The organism is Sagittula stellata E-37 (assembly GCF_039724765.1).
Classification (GTDB): Bacteria; Pseudomonadota; Alphaproteobacteria; order Rhodobacterales; family Rhodobacteraceae; genus Sagittula; species Sagittula stellata.
Genome location: NZ_CP155729.1, coordinates 3,265,203 through 3,284,693 on the forward strand (window position 1 = coordinate 3,265,203; position 19,491 = coordinate 3,284,693).

The following is a 19,491-nucleotide window of genomic DNA, read 5'->3' on the forward strand; positions in this document are numbered from 1 at the left end:
CGCGAAGACGCCTCGCCCGCGATGGTCATCGGAGGACCAGATGCCACAACCGACAGGCGCGCGATGCTGACATTCGCCGCCGCCGTCTTCTTTCTGATCGTGACGCCCGGCCCTGGCGTTCTCTCGACCGCCGGGCTGGGCGCGGCCTACGGATTCGCGGCCGGGCTGCGCTATGTCGGCGGGCTGTTCATCGGGACGAACCTCGTGGCGCTGGCGGTGATCTCCGGCGTGGCGGCCATCGTGTTGTCGGTGCCGGTGGTCCGCTGGGTGCTTATGGCGGCCTCCATCGGCTACCTGCTGTACCTCGCCTCCCGCATCGCCTTCGCGGGGTCCCGCCTCGCCTTCATCGAGGCCAAGGCCCCGCCCGCCTTGGGCTCCGGCATCCTGCTGCAGGCGATCAATCCGAAGGCCTATGCCGTCAACACCACGCTCTTCGCGGGCTTCCCCTTCGCCCCCGACAACCTCGTATACGAAACTGTGGCCAAGCTGCTGATCGCCAATGCGATCTGGATTCCGATCCACCTCGGCTGGCTCTTCGCCGGCGCGTCCCTGCACCGACTCAACCTGTCCGACCGCAACCAGCGGTCCATCAACGTCGCGATGGCAGCCTCCATGCTGCTCGTCGTGGCCCTTGCCCTCTATTCCGGCCTGAAGAATGCCTGACACCTTGCACACAAACGCCCTCTCCCGTCTCACCGCGCTGCTCGGCGACCGGCTCGTCACGTCTGACGCCGACCGCCGCCTGCATGGCCAGAACGAGACCTACTACCCCAACACCCCGCCCGACGCCGTGGCCTACCCGGAGACGACCGCCGAGGTCTCGGAAATCGTGAAGATCTGCGCCGACACGGGCACGCCCGTCACGCCCTACGGCGCCGCCAGCTCGCTCGAAGGCCAGCATCTTGCCGTCCAGGGCGGCATCAGCCTGGACTTCGCGCGCATGAACCGGCTGCTCTCGGTCTCGCCCGAAGACCTGCTCTGCACCGCGCAACCGGGCCTGACCCGCAAGCGCCTGAACGAAGACCTGCGCGACACCGGCCTATTCTTCTCGGTCGATCCCGGCGCCGATGCCTCGCTCGGCGGCATGGCCGCCACCCGCGCCTCCGGCACCACTGCCGTGCGCTACGGCACGATCCGCGAGAACATCCTCGCTCTGGAGGCGGTGATGGCCGACGGCACGATCGTCCGCACCGGGTCGGAGGCGCGCAAGTCCGCCACCGGCTACGACCTGACGCACCTGCTGATCGGATCAGAAGGCACGCTGGGCATCATCACCGAACTGACGCTGCGGCTGCACGGCCTGCCAGAAGCCACCGCCGCCGCGACCTGCCGCTTCCCTTCCATAGAAGATGCGGTGAACTGCGTGATCCTGACGATCCAGTCGGGCCTGCCCATGGCGCGGATCGAACTGCTGGACCACATGATGGTGCGCGGTTTCAACCGATACGCCCAGGCCGACCTGCCGGAAGAGCCGCACCTCTTCCTCGAATTCCACGGCTCCGCGGCCGGCGTCGCCGAGCAGTCCGCAGCCTTCCGCGAGATCGCCGCCGACTTCGGCGCCTCGGGCTGGAAAGAGGCGGTGAAGGCGGAGGACCGCAATGCGCTCTGGGCCATGCGCCACAGCGCGCATTACGCCTCTGCCGCGCTTGGAGAGGGCCGCCACATCTGGCCCACCGACACCTGCGTGCCGATCTCGAAACTGGCCGAGGCGGTGACCTGGGCACAGACCCGCGCCGTGGAATACGGGCTGACGGCGACCATCGTCGGCCACGTCGGCGACGGCAACTTCCACGTGGGACTCTCCGTCGACCCCGAAGACGCCGCAGAAATGGCGCGCGCCCACGATTACACCCACGCGCTGGGAGAGATGGCCCTGAAGCTGCGCGGCACGGTCAGCGGCGAACACGGCATCGGCATCGGCAAACAGGACTTCATGGTCCGTGAACACGGCTCTGCCGTGGCCGTCATGCGCGCGATCAAACAGGCGCTCGACCCCGCGGGCATCCTGAACCCCGGCAAGTTGCTCCCGCCTGCCTGACATGCGACACCCAGAGTTTTCGGACGAAAACTCTGCCCCTTCAGGACTTTTCGACGAAAAGTCCTCTGCCACGGAAAGACGACAGATGACACTGACAAACCCCGATCCCAAAGGCACCTTCCTCGCCCGCGTCCTGCGCCCTGGCATGGGCCCCTGCATCGCGCGCCTCGACGGCGACACGCTGGTGGACATCACCTCGAAGACTGCGCCGACGATGCGCGACCTGCTCGAACTCGACGACCCGCTGGCCCATGTCCGCGCGGCGGACGGCGAACGCTTCGCCACCCTCGCCGACCTCGGCCCCGACGGCCCGGCGCTGCTCGCGCCCTGCGACCTGCAGGTGGTCAAGGCCTCCGGCGTCACCTTCGCGCAGTCCATGGTCGAGCGCGTGATCGAGGAACAGGCCGCCGGCGACCCCGACCGCGCGGAGGCAATCCGCACAAGGGTCGGGCGGATCATCGGCGACAGCCTCGCGGGCCTCGTGCCCGGGTCCGAGAAAGCGGCGGAGGTCAAGAAGGTCCTGCAGGCCGAGGGCCTCTGGTCCCAGTACCTCGAGGTCGGCATCGGGCCGGACGCCGAGGTCTTCACCAAATGCCCCACCCTCGCCGCCGTGGGCCATGGCGCCGATGTGGGGCTCCACCCCATGTCGCGCTGGAACAACCCCGAACCGGAGGTGGTGCTGGCCGTCACCTCGAAAGGCGACATCGTCGGCGCGACGCTCGGCAACGACGTCAACCTGCGCGACGTGGAGGGCCGCTCCGCCCTGCTTCTGGGCAAGGCCAAGGACAACAACGCCTCCGCGTCGGTCGGGCCCTTCCTGCGGCTCTTCGACGAGACCTACGGCATGGCGGACGTCGAATCCGCCGAACTGACCCTGACCGTCAAGGGCGAGGACGGCTACACGCTCAACGGCCGATCCTCTATGTCGAAGATCTCGCGCCCGCCCGCCTCCATCGTCGGGCAGACCATCGGCGGGCATCATCAGTACCCGGACGGTTTCTTCCTCTACCTCGGCACGCTCTTCGCGCCGACCGAGGACCGCGACACGCAGGGCCAGGGCTTCACCCACAAGGTCGGCGACGTGGTGACCATTGCCGAACCGAAGCTGGGGGCGCTGACCAACACCGTGCGGCTGTCAACCGACTGCCCGCCGTGGACCTTCGGCGTGGCCGCCCTGATGCGCAACCTCGCACAAAGGGGGCTTCTGTGAACTTCCTCTCCATCGGAGAAATCATGGTCGAACTGGCCCCGGCGGGCGAAGGGCTGCTGCGGCAGGGCTTTGCCGGGGACACCTTCAACACGGCGTGGTACGCCCGCCGCCTGCTGCCGCCGGGCTGGACGGTGAGCTATGGCACGGTGATCGGCGAGGACGCGGTCTCCGACGACATGGCCCGCTTCATCGCGGGCGAAGGCCTGTCGACCGATGCCCTGGCCCGCCACCCCGACCGCACCGTCGGTCTTTACATGATCTCGCTGAAGGACGGCGAGCGCAGCTTTTCCTACTGGCGCGGGCAGTCGGCGGCAAAAACGCTGGCGGACGATCCGGTACGGCTGGCGGACATGCTGAAGGGCCGCGACACCATCCATTTCTCCGGTATCACGCTGGCGATCCTGCCGTCCGACGCACGCCGCGCCTTCTGCGACGCGCTCGCCACCGCACGGTCAGACGGCGCACACGTCAGCTTCGACACCAATCTCAGGCCCCGCCTTTGGGAAAGCCCGGACGCCATGCGTGACGGCCTGACGCTCGGCGCCTCCGTCGCCGACACCGTGCTGCCCTCCTTCGACGAGGAACAGACCGTCTTCGACGACACGACGCCCGAGGACACCATCGCGCGCTATGCCAACGGCGGCGCCACCTGCGTCGCGGTCAAGAACGGCGGCGCGGCGGTGACCGCCTGGGCCGCCTCCGAAGGCAGTGCCGAGATCGCCCCGCCCCGCGTCGCGCAGGTCGTGGACAGTACGGCGGCGGGCGACAGCTTTGCCGCCGGGTTCCTCTGCGCCCGGGCCGAAGGGGCGTCTGCGGCCGAAGCGGCCCACCGCGCGGCGGACCTCGCCTCGCGCGTTATCCAACATCGCGGCGCCCTTGCGCCCGCCATCTTCACGGGAGACGAGACATGAACATCCTCATCATCGGCGGCGCAGGCGTCGTCGGCAAGAAACTCGCACGCGCGCTTGCGGCAAAAGAAACGCTGCGCGGCAAGGAGATCACCAAACTGACGCTGGCCGACATCGGCGACGCCGAGACGATCGACGCCCCCTTCCCGGTCGAGACCGCGCGCTGCGACATCACCGATCCGGCCTCCGTCGCCAACGTGATCACCGGGGACACCGACGTGATCTACCTGCTGGCTGCCGTGGTTTCCGCCCATGCCGAGGAAGACTTCGACTTCGGCTACAAGGTCAACATGTTCGGCACGCTGAACGTGCTGGAGCGCTGCCGTGCGCTGGGGACGAAGCCCGTGCTGGTCTTCACCTCCTCCATCGCCGTTTTCGGCGGCGAGGTGCCGCAGCCGTTCCACGACCATTCCGCGCTCAACCCGCAGATCAGCTACGGCGCGCAGAAGGCCATCGGCGAGCTGCTGGTCAACGACTACACCCGGCGCGGCTTTGTCGACGGGCGCGGGTTCCGGCTGCCGACGATCTCCGTCCGGCCCGGAAAGGCCAACCGGGCGGCCTCGTCCTTCATGTCCTCCATCTTCCGCGAGCCGCTGCAGGGCCAGGAAGCGGTCTGTCCGGTCGACGAGGCGTTCCCGCATTTCTACCTGTCGCCGCGGCAGTGCGCGCTGAACCTCGTGACGGGCGCCGAGATCCCGGCGGAAGACCTCGGGCTCTGCCCGACCATGACAATGCCGGGCCGGGTCTGGACGATCCGCCAGATGATCGACGCGATGACCGCCGTCGCCGGGCCCGAGCCGGCCAAGCTGATCCGCTGGGAGGAACAGCCCGAGATCGCGCATATCCTGAAGGGCTGGCGACTGGACGTCCGCCCGCAGAAAGCCGAGCGCCTGGGCCTGAAGGCAGACGACAGTTTCGAGGACAACATCCGTTACTTCCTGGAAGAGGACATCGCGCGCTGACCCGGCGCGCGCCCCCGACCGGTCCAGAGATCCGATACACCCCGAAAGGAGTGCTGCATGCCCGATTTTGCCATCTACCCGAGCCTGAAAGGCAAGTCCGTCCTCGTCACAGGAGGCGCCTCCGGCATCGGCGCCGAGATCGTGAAGGCTTTTGCCGCGCAGGGCGCGCGCGTGGGCTTCGTCGATTTCGACGAAAAGACCGCCGAGGCGCTTGTCGCGGAGACCGAGGGCGAACTGGCCTTCGAACCCTGCGACCTGCGCGACATCGACCAGCTCCGCGCGGCATTCGCCCGGATCGCCGACCGCATCGGCGCGCCGACAGTGCTGGTCAACAACGCCGCCCGCGACGACCGCCACGGCTGGGAGGACGTCACGCCCGAATACTGGGACGAACGCTTTGCCACCAACTTCCGGCACATGTTCTTCGCCATCCAGGCGGTTGTGCCCGGCATGATCGAGGCCGGTGGCGGGTCGATCGTCAACATGGGGTCGAATTCCTGGTGGGAGAAATCCACCGGCATGCCCGCCTACACCGCCGCCAAGTCCGCGGTGCACGGGCTGACGCGCTCCTCGGCCAAGGAGTTCGGCAAGCACCGCATCCGGGTGAACGCGGTGGTGCCGGGCTGGGTCATGACGGAGCGCCAGAAAGAGCTCTGGACCACGCCGGAGAAGCTGGAGGAGCATCTGAAGGGCCAGTGCCTGCCAGACCTGATCGAGCCGGTCTACCTCGCCCGCATGGTGCTGTTTCTCGCCTCGGACGATTCCGCCATGTGCTCGGCCAGCAATTTCTTCGTCGAGGCCGGATCGGTCTGAGGCGAGGCGGAGGGGGGCGCCGCCCCCCTCTTGGCCTGACGGCCAATTCACCCCCCGAGGTATTTTCCGCCAAGATGAAGGCAGGGGGCAGTTTGATGCCAGAAGAGGGCGCGCCTGCCGGGGACGTTTTTTGGCGCGTGGTGGGCCCGTTTCAGCCTTCGCGCAGGGGGCGCCACCCGGATTCCTTGTGTGGGCGCGTGTCCGGTTCATTGGCCGGGCCCGCAACCGGGCCTTGCCGCTTGCCGCGCCCGACGGGGGGCAGCGCCACTTCGGAGCGCCGCCGCCGCGCGGTGTCAGTTGACCGGGGTGACGAGATCCTTGCCTTCGAGGAAGGCGGTGACGTTGGCCAGTTGCAGCTCGGCCATGGCGCGGCGGGTTTCCACCGTGCCGGACCCCTGGTGCGGCTGCAGGTGCACGTTTTTCAGCTTGCGCCAGCGCGGGTCGATGTCGGGTTCGTTCAGGAAGACATCGACCGCCGCGCCGCGAAGCCGGCGCTTTTCCAGCGCATCGAGCAGCGCGCCCTCGTCCACCGTCGTTCCGCGCGAGATATTGACCACAACGCCTTCGGACCCCAGCGCGTCCAGCGCCTCGGGACCGACGAAATTGCGGGTCTCCTCGCCGCCCACCAGCGCGATCACCAGCCAGTCCACCGCGCCCGCCAGCGAGACGACGTCGGCGTGGTAGGTCCAGCCCGGCGTCTCCTTTTCGGAGCGGGCGAAGTAGTGGATGTCCATCTTGAAGGCCGCCAGACGGTCCGCGATCTCGCGCCCGATGCGGCCCAGGCCCACGATGCCGACGGTGCCGCCCGACATCTTGCGGTTCAGCGGCAGCGATTGCTGCGCCCATCCGCCGGAGATGGTGAGCGCATGACCGCGCACCATGTCGCGCGAGAAGGCCAGCATCATGCCCACGGCCAGGTCTGCCACATCGTCGTTCAGCACGTCGGGCGTGTTCGTCACCGCGACACTGCGGGCCGCGGCCGCGTCCACGTCGATGGCGTCGTAGCCCACGCCGAAGTTGGCGATCAACCCGAGGTTGGGCAGCGCTTCCATCGCTTCGGCGCCGAAGGGGGCATGACCCTTGAAGGCCACCGCCCGCACCTCGGTCCGCAGCGTGGTGTCCATGCCGGCGATGTCCTCGGGGGACCCCACGAAGGCTGCCGCATGGGCGCCGGCGAGACGCCCGCGCTCTTCCTCGGTGAATGCGTTTCCGACGATCAGCAGATTGGTCATATGGTCGTTTCCTTTCTGGCTTCCAGCAGTCCGCGAATGCGCCGCAGGGCCTCTTGTATATTCTCGGTCGAATTGGCGTAGGAGAAGCGCAGGTAGCCCTCTCCGTACGCGCCGAAGGAAGTGCCGGCGACCGTGGCCACGCCTCCTTCCTCAAGGAACAGCGTCTGCGCCTCCATGGCGGACAGCCCTGTCCCCTCGATGTTGGGGAAGGCGTAGAACGCGCCCGCCGCATCGGCGCAGCGCACCCCCGGCAGCGCGTTCAGCCCGTCGACGATCACCTTGCGGCGGGCATCGAAGGCGTCGTTCATCGCGGCGACCCCGTCCTGCGGGCCTTCCAGCGCGGCGATGCCGGCGAACTGCGTCGCGGCGTTCACGCACGAGTGGTCGTTGACGCAGAGCCGCGTGACATGCTCCACCAGTTGTTCCGGCCAGACCGCGTAGCCCAGCCGCCAGCCGGTCATTGCGTAGCGTTTGGACCAGCCGTCCAGCACGATCAGCCGGTCGCGGATCTCCGGGTATTGCAGCAGCGAGACGTGTTCGCGCCCGCCATAGAGCATCGTCGAATAGATCTCGTCCGACAGGATCGCGACGTGGGGGTGTTCTGCCAGACCTGCGACCAGCTTGTCGACCTCTTCCTTCGGCGTGACCCCGCCGGTGGGGTTCGCGGGCGAGTTGATGATGATCAGCCGGGTCGCGGGGGTGATCTGGGCCAGCACCTCCTCGGCGGAGAAGGCGAAGCCGTTCTCCTCCTTCAGGGCCATGGGGACGGCCTTGGCGCCGCTGTAGCGGATCACCGACTCGTAGATCGGGAAGCCGGGGTTTGGATAGATGATCTCCGCCCCCGGTTCGCCGAACATCAGGACGGCAAAGAACATGGTGGGCTTGCCGCCCGGCACCACGACCACGTGGTCCGGGTTCACCTCGACGCCATGGCGGACGTTCAGGTCGGCGGCCACGGCCGAGCGGAGCTGCGGCAGGCCGTTCGCCGGCGTGTAGCCGTGGGCGCCGTCATGCAACGCCTTCACCGCCGCCTCGACGATGTGGTCGGGCGTGCGGAAGTCGGGCTGGCCGATCCCGAGGTTGATGATGTCCCGGCCCTGCGCCGCCAGCGCACCCGCGCGGGCCAGCACCACGAAAGCCGATTCAGTTCCCAGCCGCGACATCCCCGCGGCAAGCGTCAGTTGCGCCATGTGTCCTCCCCCGGCCATCGCCTCGCGGCCGTTCGGAAATCTGGTATACCGCTTTGCCCGGGTTTGAAAGCCTCTCGGCCCGGACGGGGACGGCCTGCAGCCTTGATAATTTCTTGCATTCGGCAGCAGGAATTCCTTCAGCCATGAAAGAATCTATCATGGCGAGAAGTGGAACGCCTTGCCGTTGCGTCCACCCGTCGTTAGCGATAGCAATGCGCGGGTGACAGGGTGTCGCGGCGCTGCTAACGTCCCGATGTTCCGTTCCGCCAAGGGAGGGCGAGGACGGTATACACGGCCCGCCAAAGGGCCGGACAACAGTTGGAGGAGACTATCCATGAAGAATATCCTGCTCGCGGCCACCGCCGTTGTGGCGCTTGCTGCGCCGGCATTTGCCGAGCGTTACGTGATGATCACCCACACCCAGGGCACCGACCCGTTCTGGCCGGTCGTCGAGAAGGGTGGCAAGGACGCCGCCGCCGCCGTGGGCGCCGAACTGGAATACAACTACGACGCCTCCGGTGACATGTCCGCGATGGCCAAGCTGATCGAGGCCGCCGCCGCGACCCAGCCGGACGGCATCATCGTCTCGCTGCCGGACGCCGATGCGCTTGGCGGCGCGATCAAGGGTGCGGTCGATTCCGGCATCCCCGTCATCACCATCAACTCCGGTCTTGAGGCCTCGAAGGAGGTCGGCGCGCTGATGCACATCGGCCAGCCCGAGAAACTGGCAGGCGAGGCCGCAGGCAAGCGCGCCAAGGAAGAAGGCGTGACCAAGCCGCTCTGCCTCAACCAGGAAGCCTACAACACCGCGCTGGCGGACCGTTGCCAGGGCTACTTCGACGCGATGGGCATGGACCTGAACATGATCGACGTGTCGAACGACGTGGCGCAGATCAAGACCCGCACCGCCGCAGCCCTGCAGGCGGACGAGTCGATCGACGGCCTGCTGGCCACCGGCCCGCACGTCTGCGAAGCCGCCGCCGCGGCGGTCGCGGAAGTGGGCGCCGACGTGCACCTGTCCTGCTTCGACCTGTCGCCGGGCGTGATGGACCTGATCGAGGCGGGCGACGTCGCCTACACCATCGACCAGCAGCAGCGCCTGCAGGGCTACCTGCCGGTGATCTTCCTGCACCTCTACAACACCAACGCGGGCATGCTGCCGGGCTCTGACGTGCCCTCCGGCCCGGGCTTCGTCGATGCGTCGAACGCAGCCGACGTGGCGGACCAGGCCGGTGTGAACCGCTGAGGATCCAGCACTGTTTGTGAGATGACAACAGGGGGACAGACGGACAACCGCCTGTCCCCCTTCTTGCAAGAAGACCTTCCCCGTCGCGCGAGGACGGGACCCAAACACATAAAGGGGGGACAGGATGTCTGATCGCAGCGAAGCGGACAGGCTTGTAAAGGAATCCGGGCTTCAAAGGCTGCTCCGGCGGCCCGAAGTCGGCGCATTCAGCGTGATGCTGGTGATCGTTGTGGCGCTCGCCATCGCTTCGGATTTCAAAGCCTTCAATCCGCTCGGCCTCAAGAACAACATCGCCATCATCGCACAGTACGGCATCATCGCCACCGGCGCCGCCGCCTTGATGATCGCGGGCGAATTCGACCTTTCCATCGGGTCGATGATCGGCTTCACCGGGATGATCATGGCGATGGTGCTGAAATACGGCTTCCTGCCACTGGGCATCGCGCCCGGCAGTCCCGTCGCCGCCTTCCTCATCGCGCTGGTGACGGCGCTATTCATCGGCTGGGTGATCGGAACCATCGTGGTCCGCTCGGGGCTGTCGTCCTTCATCGTGACGCTTGCCTTCCTGTTCTTCCTGCGCGGCGCGACCGAGGCATCCTACCGGCTCATCAACCAGTCCACGCAGATCTCCGGCCTGCAGGACTTCAAGGAAACCTCGTGGTTCGCCAACATCCTCGGCGGCGAGGTCTTCGGCTGGTTCTACGACGCGTGGTTCATGCTGGGCGGCAACCTGAACCGGCGGGGCGAACAATGGGTGACCGGCTTCGACGCCCGTTTCCTGTGGTGGCTGGTGATCGCGGGTGTGGCGTGGTTCATCCTGTCGCGCACGCAGCTTGGCAACTGGATCTACGCCACCGGCGACGACAAGAACGCGGCCCGCGCCAACGGCGTGCCGACCAACAAGGTCAAGATCGGCCTGTTCATGTTCACCGCCTTCTGCGCCACCATGTTCGCCGCCTGCCAGGTGTTCGACACCAACACCGCGGACGCCGCCAAGGGCAACCTTCTGGAGCTGTTTGCCATCGCCATCGCCGTCGTCGGCGGCACGCTGATGACCGGCGGCTTCGGTTCGATCCTCGGCGTGGCCTTCGGGGCGATCACCGTGGGACTGGTGGCAAACGCCGTGTTCTTCATCCCGTGGATCGACGGATCGTGGTTCCGCGTCTTCGTGGGCACCATCCTGCTGGCCGCGGTCTTTGCCAACGAACGCATCCGCAAGCGCATCACGGGGGGCATATGATGACCGTCACCATCCCGACACCCGACACCCGGACACCAAAGACCCCGACAAGGGAGTGCGCGGCATGACCGAACCCTATCTTCGCGTCGAGAACGTCATCAAGAAGTTCGGCCCCTTCACCGCGCTGAACGGCGTCAACCTGGAGGTCTATCCGGGCGAAGTGCACGCGCTTCTGGGCGACAACGGTGCCGGCAAGTCGACCCTCATCAAGACGCTGGCGGGGGTGCACGAACCGACCTCCGGCCAGCTCTACATCGAGGGCAAGCCGGTCGACTTCCGCTCGCCGCGCGATGCGACGGCGGCGGGCATCGGCACCGTCTATCAGGACCTCGCGCTGAACCAGCTCATGTCGGTCACGCGCAACTTCTTCATGGGCCGCGAACTGAAGGGGGCGCTCGGCACGCTGCGCATGTCCGAGATGGACCAGATCGCCCACGACGAAATGGCCAAGATCGGCATCAACTTCTCCGATCCGACGCAGGCCGTGGGCACCATGTCCGGCGGTCAGCGCCAGACGCTGGCCATCGCGCGGGCCATCTACTTCGGCGCCCGTGTGCTGATCCTGGACGAGCCGACCTCCGCGCTCGGCCAGAAGCAGCAGATGGAAGTCCTGAAGACGATCATGCGGGTGAAGAAGCGCGGCGACATCGCCATCATCTTCATCACCCACAACGAGATCCACTCGCAACTCGTGGGCGACCGTTTCACCTTCCTCGCCCTGGGCGAGGTGATCGGCGCCGGGAAGAAGGGCGAACTGACCCACGACGAAATCCGCCGCCTCATGGCCGGCGGGACAGAGATGAAGGACCTCGCGGGCGAACTGGCCGCGATCTGATATCCAAGTCGACGACATGCGCAAGGGCGGGGCCATGGTCCCGCCCTTCGTGTTTGTCATCCACCTCTACCCGCGATCCGATGGCCCTTCGCATGAAATCCGCCTCGCGAAACACCCCCGTCAGACACAAGACAGAGGGCCATGCCGGATGCACCGGACCAGATCGCCAGGAGCATCGACAGCACCACCGCCGTTCAGCCGCCCGACCCAAAGAAGCGGTGCGCGCCTTTCCGGCCAACCTGCCGCCGCACCGAAATCGCAGGACTGACCTGCCCCGCGTATTGCGCTATTGATCCCGAAAGGCCCGGCTCCGCCCGGCTGTCAGAACGGGAATCGCACCATGTCTTTTGTCATAGACCCTCATCCCCAGGCCTCTGTCGAAGTGGCCGGCACCACCGACCGCTTCCCGGTGCGGCGCATCTTCTGCGTCGGGCGCAATTACGCCGCCCACGCCCGCGAGATGGGCAAGGACCCGGACCGCGAACCGCCCTTCTTCTTCACCAAGCCCGCCGATGCGGTTGTCGGGCACGGCGCGACCATCCCCTATCCGCCACAGACCGAAGGCCTCCACCACGAGGCAGAGCTGGTCGTGGCGCTCGGCACCGGCGGCGCCAACATCGCCGAGGAGGACGCGCTGTCGCATGTCTGGGGCTATGCCGCGGGCAACGACCTCACCCGGCGCGACCTGCAGGCGGCGGCGAAGGAACTTGGCCGCCCGTGGGACTTCGGCAAGGCGTTCGACAACTCCGCCGTGGTCGGTCCGATCCACCCCGTCAGCCGCACCGGCCACCTGTCCGAAGGCAGCATCCGCTTCACCGTCAACGGCACCATCCGGCAAGAGGGCGACCTGTCCGAGATGATCTGGTCCGTGCCGGAGGTGATCTCCATCCTCTCGCGTTCCATGACCCTTCAGCCCGGCGACCTGATCATGACGGGCACACCTGCGGGCGTCGGCGCGCTGACGTCGGGCGACACCTGCACCGTGTCGATCATGGGGTTGCCCGACCTGACCTTCGGCATCGGACCGAGGATCTGACAGCACGGTCAGGCACATCCGGACACGACGCCGACCGCGCCGCCATCTGGCCGCGCCACTCTTGAAGGCGCCAGGCCCCCATCTTCGCGACCTAAACCGGGAGCGCTGGACAGGGGCCTGCAGACAGGGGCCGCAGCCGCGCGCATGGCTGTCACGACGAAAAGGGCCGGAAGCTTTCGCCTCCGGCCCTTTCGCAACGCGCCCCCACCAATGGGGCCGCGTCAGTAGTCCTTTTCGAAGTAAACGCCCAGGCCGCTCGTGCCGTCCGATCCGACCCGCCCCCGCACCGTCACCGAATCCGTGACGTTGAGGTTCAGGTTGATCTCGCTCTTGCCGTCGCTGCCGACCACCACGTCGGTATAGATGTTTTCCGAGATGTACTTGCCGACCCGCGCCTCGGCGGTGCCGTCCTCCGACGTGCCGATGTCGAGGTTGTCGACGCCAAGCCCGGTCCGCAGTTCGTCGGTCAGGCCAAGACCGCCCTGCCCCGACAGCGTCCGGATCGCGGCGGCCAGCTGCACCGCCTGCAACGGAGACAGGTTGGTCACCGACTGGCCGAACAGGAAGAAGGCCAGTGCCTCGTCCTGCGGCAGGCTGGGCGAACTCGTCACCGTCAGCTCCGGCGAATTGGCCGGCCCCTCGATCGAGATGGTGATCTCCGTGTCCTCGACCCGGCTGACCGCGGCGAAGCGGATGTAGGGATCGAAGCTGCCGCGCAGCGCAACCTCACCGACTGTCAGGTCCAGCCTGCGGCCCAGCAGGTCGAGCCGACCGCGCACGAGGTCGAACTGCCCCACCGGCACGATGTCCGCCGTGGTGCCGGTCAACCGCAGCGTGCCGCCCAGTTCCGCGTCCAGACCGCGCCCGCGCACGAAAATGCGGTTCGGCGCGTTCACCGTCAGGTCGATGGGATACGCCGCCCCGCCCCCGCCGCCACCGCCCGAGGCGGCGCGCGCCTTCGGGCCCAGCCCGGCGAACTGCAGGGTGCGGGCCACGTCGGCCGGCATGTTCACGTGTTTCAGACCGTCGAGCGCCTGGTAGCTCGGCCCGATGTTGGGCACGCGCACCTCGACCTGTCCCAGATCGATGCGGCCCGCGATCAGCGCACCGCCGGTCAGCGGCCCTTCGACGGTGATCCGCCCGTTCGCCGTCGTCTCGAACACATCGGCCTGCCGCAGCCCGGCATTGCGCAGCGTGGCGACAAGCTGAGCGTTGAACGGCGGCGCCAGCGTGATCGGTCCGGTGATCTGCACCTGCCCGCCGGTCGAGATGTTGCCCGTCAGGTCCAGCTGCGCCCGTCCTCCGGTCAGCCCAACGCCGCCCGCGATCCCGTCGAGCGAGATGTCGAGCGAGGGCACGGCCAGCCGCGCGCCATCGGTCGACACGCGTCCGCTGACCGCCGCCAGCGACGGCCGCCCGTTGATCGCCACGTCAAAGTTCAGGACGCCGGTGATCGACTGCGGCGCCAGCCGTGCGTTGGCCAGACCCAGCGGCGCGGTGCCGTTCAGGTTCAGGTTCACGGTCGAGAAATTCTGCGCCGCTGTGCCGCTGACACGCGCGCCGATCCCGCCGGGTCCTGTGCCGTTCAGGTCCACCCGCCACGGTCCGCCGGAATGCCGCGCCGTGCCCGACACACGCACCGAGCCGGGAAGTTCCGGCACGAGGCGTTCCACCCCGGCGACAGTGACGTCGAGCCTCAGGTCCGCCGCCTGCCCCGACAGCGACCCGCTGACCGATCCGTCGATGGACGACCCGTCGACCACCAGCCGCTCGATCCGCAACGCGCCACCGGCGGTGCGCTGCAGGTCGATGTCGGCCCGCGTGGTGCCCGCAAGGAAGGGATCGAGCGTCGGGTTGCCGATGCCAAGTCCGCGCGCCGTCACCGTGCCGGTCACATCCACCGGCCCATCCGGCTGCACCACGGCGATGTCGGTGTCGAAGGTGACAGAGCCGCGCAGCGCCTGCCCGGTCAGCCCGGCCAGCGCGGAGAGGTTGGGCATGTCGCCCTGTGCCTTGCCGTCGACCCGAAGTTGCCCCTCGTCCATCAACCCAGCGACAGTACCGGAGAAGCGCAGGGTGGCCGCGCCGTCCAGCGAAAGCGACGACACGGTGATGACGTCCGACGCGTCCCGCGTTGCGGTCAGGTTCAGCGTCGTCGTGCCGCGCAGCAGCGGATCGACCGCCGGGACGGACAGCCCCACGTCGCGCGCCTGCACATCCGCCGACAGGTCCAGCGGCCCCGACATGACGGTGCCCGTGGCCCGCACATCGGCGACCACGGCGCCCGAAAGCTGCCGCCCCGCCAGTCCCGACAGCGGCGCGAGCCGCGGCAGGTCCGCCTGCACGCGCCCGTTGATGGCCGCATCGTCAAGCGAAGAGCCGGAAATCGTGCCGTCCAGCGTGATCGTCCCAACGCCGCGATAGCTGAAGCTGCTGAGCGTATAGACCCCCTCGGCATTTCGGCGCGCGTCGAACTGCAGGTCCGACCGGCCGATCAGCAGCGGATCGAACCGGTCGAGGCCGGTCACCACATCCTCTGTCCGGGCGCTGCCGCGCAGGTTCAAGGGGCCCTGCATCACCTGACCCGTCGCGTCGACGTTGGCCAGCACACTGCCCGACATCCGCCGCCCCGCAACACCGCTCAGCGGAGCGAGGTTCGGCACATCGACCAGCAGCTTGCCGTCGACCTCCGCATCCTCCAGCGACGACCCGGTCACCGTCCCGTCCAGCCGGATCGTGCCCAGCCCGTCGTACTTCAGGTCCTGTATCTCAAACCGTTTGTCCGTGCCGCGCCGTGCGGTGAAGGCCAGGTCCGACACGCCGTCCAGCAACGCATCCACCGCGTCGACGGATACCGACACGTTGGTCGTCCGCGCCTCGACCGTCGCCTCGAAGGTCTGCGCGCCGACCACGCCCTGCCCCGCAACCGACAGGTTCGCTGCGCCCGACAGGTCGCGCCCCGCAAGCTTGGAGAAGGGCGAGAGCCGCGACACCTGCGCCTCAAGCGCGCCCGTCACCGACGGGCCGTTCTGCGCCGCCGGATCGACGGTCCCGTCGAACTGCACCCGCGCCACGTCGGGGATCGTGCCGTCCAGGTCGATGTCCCAGCCCTGCGGCCCCTGCACCGCCTTGACGGCAATGTCCGACTGGCCCTCGACCCCCGGCAGCAGCAGCGCCGTGTCGTTCAGCGCGATGTCGAGGTCGGCCTGACCGGTGCCGCTGGCCAGTTGCGCGGTGCCGTTGATCTGCGCCGCCGCCGTGGCGATGCGCAGCACGTCGGCGAAAAGACCGTCTTCGTCGCGCCGCGCCTCGATCCGCAGCGATCCGCTGCCTGCAAGCAGCGGGTCGGCCTGCGCGATGCCGGTGGACAGGTTGCGCGTCGTGCCGTTCAGCGTGATGTCGAACCCGCCGGAGGACGGCAGGACGGACCCGCTGATCCGCAGCTCCGCCGCACCGTCAAGGTCCAGTCCCGCCAGCCGCGCAAACCGCGACAGGTCGTCGGCCCTGAGCCGCACATCGGGCGAGATCACCGGGTTCAGCGCATCCAGCGCGCTCACCGAAACCTCGCCGTCCAGCCCGTAGTCGGCCCCCGACAGATCGAGATCGCTGATCAGCAGCGGAGAGCTGGGCTGCCAGCCAAAATCGAGCGTCCCGTTCAGCGCCGGGCCGACCGCCTGGGCCAGCGCCGGATCGTCCAGCGCCAGGTCCGACGCACCGAGCCGCAGGGTCCCCGTCACCCGCGTTTCATCCCGCGCGATTTCGCCGTTGCCCGAAAGGGCCAGCCGGTCGATTGTGCCCAGCCCCTCGCGGTCGAAGCCCTCGACCACGGTCTGCAGGCTCCAGCCGTTGCCTTCCTCGGCGTTGAAGGTGGCCTCCAGCGTGACACCCGCCACGCTGGTATCTGGCCCCGGGATCGGCAGGACCACGCGCTCGCCCTGCGGCGGGGTGATCCCGCCCTGCAGGTCCAGCCGTTCCGGCCAGCCGTCCGCGCCGATCCGGGCATACCCGGTCAGCCGCAGCGCGTCAGCGCTCAGGTCCAGTTCGCTCAGTTCCGTGGCACCGTCCGCCTGTTGCAGCACCTCCGCCGCCAGCGACACCTGATCGCCCAGGAACTCACGGTATTGCGGCGCCACCAGAGAGGCCACGTCGCCCGCCACATCCACCCGGAAGCGGCGCGTGTCGTCGTTGCCGTCGGCCCGCAGGATCACCGTCCCCGCCAGCCGCTCGGTGCCGTCGGTGGCAAGCGTCAGCTCTGCCTCGAAATCGTCGATCGGCGCATTGCCCTTCAGGGTCAGCGCCACGGACGGCTCACCCGGCACACCCAGAAGGGACACCGCCAGGCCACCCTCCGGTTCCGTCACCGACAGGTCGAGGCCCAGCTCCCGCGTGCTGTTCGAATAGCTGCCGGTCAGCGCGATCTCGCCGCCCTGATCCAGCCGGTCGATGTTCAGTTGCGCCTGCCCCTCGCCCCCCTGCAGGGAGGCCGAGCCGGTCACCCGAAGCTGCGCCGCCTCGCCGATCACCGCCGCGCCAAGGTCGACCGTGTCGACCTGCAACTGTTCGAGGATCAGCGCCACGGGAAGGTCGGGCAAGGCGAAGGCGCTGCGCGCCTCCGGCGTCGGCGCATCGGCCGGGGCATTGGGCAGACGCGGCAGCGACAGCGTCTCCATCGAGATCTCCTGGATCTCGACCCGTCCGAGCAACAGATCGCTGCGGTTCCACTGAAGCGCGACGTTCGCCGCCTCCAGCCAGACGCCCTGCGGATCGGCGATGGTGATCCTCTCGACCGTCGCGCGCGACGACAGCGCCCCGCGGAAGCCCTCAAGCCGCACCGTCATGTTGTCGTTCGACAGCGCGTCTTCCAGCAGTCCCTGGATATAGCCACGGTCGCTGTTCTCGTCCTGCGCCACGACCGCGAAAGGCCACAGCAGGCAGAGGCAAAGTAGGAGAAGCCGCATCAGAAGGCCTGCCCGATCCCGATATAGAGTTGTACGCCGTTGCCCGTATCGCCCGACACCGGCCCTGCGATGTCGAAGCGGACCGGGCCGACCGGCGTCTTGTAGCGCGCGCCGATCCCGGCACCCGATTGCCAGTCGCCGCTGCCGTCATAGAAGCTTTCGGGGCCGATGTAGCCCGCGTCGGCAAAGGCCACGATGCCCAGCTTGCCGGTCACATCGACCCGCAGCTCGCCCGACAGGCCGACAAAGCTGCGCCCGCCAAGGCGCGTGCCGTTGGGATAGAGCGCATCGAGGGACTCGTAGGGCTGGCCACGCACCGTGCCGCCGCCGCCCGAGTAGTAGAGATAGTCGGGCGGCGCATCCGCCGCGTCCGGCCCGAAAAGCCCGCCCAGTTGCAGGCGCATGGCGGCGACCACCGCGTCGTCCTCCATGAAGCCCTTGTAGTAGCGCGCGTCGATATCGTACTTCGCGCCCGCGTCGTCGCCCGTCAGGATGGTGAAAGGCTCCACCGCCGAGCGCAGGAAAAAGCCGTTGCGCGCGTCCAGCGGATCGTCGCGCTTGTCCCAGGTCAGCGAGACAGGCATCGCCAGCACGTCCAGAGTCCGCTCCGGTTCGCCCGGCAGGTACAGGTCGGTGATGTCCGACCGCGACAGGGTCAGCCCCAGTTCGCCGGTCAGGGTGTCGCTGAACTCCTGGCTGACGCCAAGGCCGAACCCCGCCTGCCGCGAGATATAGTCCGGCTCTTCCTCGTAGCTGACGGACGCGGTGGCAAAGAACAGCGTATCCGGCCCGTAGACCGCCGGCTTCTCGAACCGGGCGGAAATCTCGTAATCCGGCTTCACGTCCTGCCCGGCCAGTTGCCGCACCTCGCCGTCGATGCGGAAGCGTTCCGCGCCGCCAAAGATGTTGCGGTGCAGCCAGAAGGAGGTCAGCTTCAACCCCTCGTTCGACGACACCTCGGCCCCGAAGCCGAAACGCCGCGGCTTGCGGTCGGTGACGTCGATCAGGATATCGAGCTCGTTGCCGGGGCCGGGACGCTCTTCCAGCGTGACCGACCGGAAGGTGCCGACCGAGCGCAGACGCTCCGCGCCCTTCTCCACCTCGTCGGGATCGAAGATCTCGCCGCGCGGGATGCCTGCAATCTGCCGGATGCGCCCGTCCTTGACCGCGCTGTCCGAAGTCACGATCACGTCGCCGAAACGGTATTCCCGGCCGGGGTCGATGCGGACCGTCACGTCGAGGATGCCGACCGTGTGGCGCGCGGTGATCGACTGGTCTGCCACCCGGGCGGTGGCGTTGCCCACCTTCCGCCAGCCGGTGACCACGTCGCGCGTGCGGTTGCGCACGGCGCTGGCGCGGGCCGGCTCGCCGCTGTCGAACTGCTCGGTCGCAGGCGTGCCCGGCGCCACGGGCGCCACCACGGCGGTGCCGAACATGAAGCGCTTGCCCGGCTCCACGATCACGTCGACATGGGAAATCCTGTCCGGCGTCTCGAACGGCGGTATCGTCGCCGCCTCGCGCCCGTCGATGCGGATGCGCACGTCCGGCCCGTAATAGCCCTGCGCATACAACGCCTCAACCAGCCGGGTGTAGTCGCCCTGCGCCGCAGCCATCACGTCCTGCGGCGGCTGATCGTCCCGTTTTTCGATCTCCGACAATGTCGAGACCGACCGCAGGATGTCCCGCAGCTCCTCCGACACGTCACCGACGTACTGGAAATTGATGCTGTCGAGCGCGGGCGCGATACCCGGGCACATGGCCAGAACCATCACACCACAGGCCTTGCCTGCACGCCGCCACCCCCGGAGCCTCATGCACGTTCC

Annotated in this window: 14 protein-coding genes; 10 read left to right on the forward strand and 4 right to left on the reverse strand. The window is 67.9% G+C overall.

Translation table 11 applies throughout. The features are described from left to right. Nucleotides 1-63 precede the first annotated feature (63 nt). From ABFK29_RS15535 to ABFK29_RS15560, 6 genes are all read left to right on the forward strand, one after another. Nucleotides 64-663, forward strand: a complete 600-nt coding sequence (locus ABFK29_RS15535; RefSeq protein ID WP_040605210.1) for a LysE family translocator — start codon at nucleotides 64-66, stop codon at nucleotides 661-663. Beyond that, the gene (locus ABFK29_RS15540) at nucleotides 656-2,038 is read left to right on the forward strand and encodes an FAD-binding oxidoreductase (protein WP_005863802.1); all 1,383 of its coding nucleotides are present in this window, start codon (nucleotides 656-658) and stop codon (nucleotides 2,036-2,038) included. The genes ABFK29_RS15535 and ABFK29_RS15540 overlap by 8 nt, the downstream gene beginning before the upstream one ends. Before the next feature lie 85 nt (nucleotides 2,039-2,123). Further along, nucleotides 2,124-3,248 (forward strand): fumarylacetoacetate hydrolase family protein, encoded by a 1,125-nt coding sequence (locus tag ABFK29_RS15545; protein ID WP_005863804.1) that lies wholly within the window; start codon nucleotides 2,124-2,126, stop codon nucleotides 3,246-3,248. After that, nucleotides 3,245-4,159: a sugar kinase gene (locus tag ABFK29_RS15550; protein WP_005863806.1), complete on the forward strand. Its 915-nt coding sequence runs from the start codon at nucleotides 3,245-3,247 to the stop codon at nucleotides 4,157-4,159. Before ABFK29_RS15545 ends, ABFK29_RS15550 begins: the two co-directional genes overlap by 4 nt. Next, complete coding sequence (gene denD, locus ABFK29_RS15555) at nucleotides 4,156-5,118, forward strand: D-erythronate dehydrogenase (protein WP_005863808.1); 963 nt, start codon at nucleotides 4,156-4,158, stop codon at nucleotides 5,116-5,118. Before ABFK29_RS15550 ends, denD begins: the two co-directional genes overlap by 4 nt. Before the next feature lie 57 nt (nucleotides 5,119-5,175). After that, on the forward strand, nucleotides 5,176-5,931 hold the full coding sequence (locus ABFK29_RS15560; RefSeq protein WP_005863810.1) for an SDR family NAD(P)-dependent oxidoreductase: 756 nt from the start codon (nucleotides 5,176-5,178) through the stop codon (nucleotides 5,929-5,931). A gap of 293 nt (nucleotides 5,932-6,224) precedes the next feature. Here ABFK29_RS15560 and ABFK29_RS15565 read toward each other — a convergent pair whose 3' ends face one another. Together ABFK29_RS15565 and ABFK29_RS15570 are read right to left on the reverse strand one after the other, a co-directional pair. Next, a complete protein-coding gene (locus ABFK29_RS15565) occupies nucleotides 6,225-7,163 on the reverse strand; it encodes a 2-hydroxyacid dehydrogenase (RefSeq protein ID WP_005863812.1) in 939 nt (312 codons plus the stop codon). Next, the gene (locus tag ABFK29_RS15570; protein ID WP_005863814.1) at nucleotides 7,160-8,353 is read right to left on the reverse strand and encodes a pyridoxal phosphate-dependent aminotransferase; all 1,194 of its coding nucleotides are present in this window, start codon (nucleotides 8,351-8,353) and stop codon (nucleotides 7,160-7,162) included. Before ABFK29_RS15570 ends, ABFK29_RS15565 begins: the two co-directional genes overlap by 4 nt. Nucleotides 8,354-8,687: 334 nt before the next feature. Here ABFK29_RS15570 and ABFK29_RS15575 point away from each other — a divergent pair, with 334 nt between their 5' ends. The 4 genes from ABFK29_RS15575 to ABFK29_RS15590 all read left to right on the forward strand — a co-directional run bounded on the left by ABFK29_RS15575 (nucleotide 8,688) and on the right by ABFK29_RS15590 (nucleotide 12,710). Continuing rightward, nucleotides 8,688-9,599 (forward strand): substrate-binding domain-containing protein, encoded by a 912-nt coding sequence (locus tag ABFK29_RS15575; protein WP_005863816.1) that lies wholly within the window; start codon nucleotides 8,688-8,690, stop codon nucleotides 9,597-9,599. A gap of 124 nt (nucleotides 9,600-9,723) precedes the next feature. Beyond that, the gene (locus ABFK29_RS15580) at nucleotides 9,724-10,839 is read left to right on the forward strand and encodes an ABC transporter permease (protein ID WP_005863818.1); all 1,116 of its coding nucleotides are present in this window, start codon (nucleotides 9,724-9,726) and stop codon (nucleotides 10,837-10,839) included. Between the two features lie 64 nt (nucleotides 10,840-10,903). After that, complete coding sequence (locus ABFK29_RS15585) at nucleotides 10,904-11,674, forward strand: ATP-binding cassette domain-containing protein (protein WP_040605204.1); 771 nt, start codon at nucleotides 10,904-10,906, stop codon at nucleotides 11,672-11,674. Nucleotides 11,675-12,014: 340 nt separating this feature from the next. Then, on the forward strand, nucleotides 12,015-12,710 hold the full coding sequence (locus tag ABFK29_RS15590) for a fumarylacetoacetate hydrolase family protein (RefSeq protein WP_040605205.1): 696 nt from the start codon (nucleotides 12,015-12,017) through the stop codon (nucleotides 12,708-12,710). A 221-nt stretch (nucleotides 12,711-12,931) separates the two neighbouring features. Here ABFK29_RS15590 and ABFK29_RS15595 read toward each other — a convergent pair whose 3' ends face one another. Further along, nucleotides 12,932-17,668: a translocation/assembly module TamB domain-containing protein gene (locus ABFK29_RS15595; RefSeq protein ID WP_005863823.1), complete on the reverse strand. Its 4,737-nt coding sequence runs from the start codon at nucleotides 17,666-17,668 to the stop codon at nucleotides 12,932-12,934. Continuing rightward, nucleotides 17,668-19,482 (reverse strand): autotransporter assembly complex protein TamA, encoded by a 1,815-nt coding sequence (locus tag ABFK29_RS15600; protein ID WP_005863825.1) that lies wholly within the window; start codon nucleotides 19,480-19,482, stop codon nucleotides 17,668-17,670. Before ABFK29_RS15600 ends, ABFK29_RS15595 begins: the two co-directional genes overlap by 1 nt. Between the last annotated feature and the right edge of the window lie 9 nt (nucleotides 19,483-19,491).